This is a genomic window from Niallia sp. (genome assembly GCF_031978665.1).
GTDB lineage: Bacteria > Bacillota > Bacilli > Bacillales > Cytobacillaceae > Niallia.
The window spans coordinates 17504-18700 of record NZ_DALZDK010000038.1; the positions used below are offsets into that span (position 1 = coordinate 17504).

Here is a 1197-nt window from a genome sequence, read left to right on the forward strand (position 1 = left end):
TTGCATGTATTATCATGACATTCGGCAGGCTTTGATTTATTCAGAGAATAAATTGAAGGAATGGTACGAGGAAACGAAAGAAGATGAAAAGGCGAGAGTCTCTATTATTCATGGGAAAATATCACCAGAGCATTTTCTTTATGATGATAGAGGATATGGATACTTTACTAATTTTGAAAATGCAAGATATGGAGCAGCAAGCCATGATTTACTTCCCTTTCTCTCCCGATCATTAAAGACAGCACCGAAGCAAAATGAGGACTGTATAGAGTGGCTTTATACGTATTTTAATCATAATCCATTAAAATATGATGAGATGCTTTTGTTTTTAAGTTATTTGGCACATCCAGGACCCGCTCTTCGCATTTGTGAGAAATATATGAAAGCAGATAAAAAAGACATTAACGAACGGAAATATGCGCAAAAACTACTTAAACAGTATTGGCTTTTAAAAAATACGGAATATGTCGTGATGCGAGTGGATGAAATAGAAAGACAAAAGAAAGCACAGCAAGAAGCAGCTGAACAAGCAGAGACTCAGGATTAAAATCTTGGGTCTATTACTGTTGCCTATATTTGTAACGATTTTTTTCCATATACATATATTGTAGACAAACAAAAATAGAAATGAATAAAATGAAAAAAATTCGGTAATCCTTATTGACGAGAATTAGTTTTTTTCGGTAGTATAGCATATATAAATAAATTATTAAGGCAATGACAGGGAGAAGTACAATGTACGTTGTTTCAAAGAGAGGAAATCATTTGCTGCGAGATTTCCATACAACCCATTGGAAGGTAGCCCTCGAGCTTCTTTTGCGAACGGTTTGCTTATTAGTAAAAGACGGACAGTATCCGATATCATCTTTGAAAGAGCCAATACATTTATTGTGTTGGAAAAAAGGTGGTACCGCGAACAAACTCCATTCGTCCTTTTAAGACGAGTGGAGTTTTTTTATTTGCTTTAAAAAGTACAAAGGAACAGGATTAGGAGGAAATTAGGATGGAATTGAAAGAAATCTCCATGCCGACAAAGTACGATCCAACAAATATTGAAAAGGGTCGCTATGATTGGTGGTTAGAAGGTAAGTTTTTTGAGACTAAGCCAGATGAAGGGAAACAGCCATATACGATTGTAATTCCACCACCAAACGTAACGGGTAAATTGCATTTAGGCCATGCATGGGATACAACGCT

At 35.8% G+C, this 1197-nt stretch carries 2 protein-coding genes and 1 other annotated feature; both genes read left to right on the forward strand.

Annotation, left to right across the window (positions count from 1 at the left end; all coding sequences use genetic code 11):
* The coding region (locus tag RTL21_RS18740; protein ID WP_483870170.1) for a protein kinase family protein at positions 1-547 on the forward strand (547 nt) is incomplete at its 5' end.
* A 161-nt stretch (positions 548-708) separates the two neighbouring features.
* Positions 709-938: a binding site (T-box leader), on the forward strand.
* A 65-nt stretch (positions 939-1003) separates the two neighbouring features.
* On the forward strand, positions 1004-1197 hold a 194-nt coding region (locus tag RTL21_RS18745; RefSeq protein WP_312098060.1), incomplete at its 3' end, for a class I tRNA ligase family protein.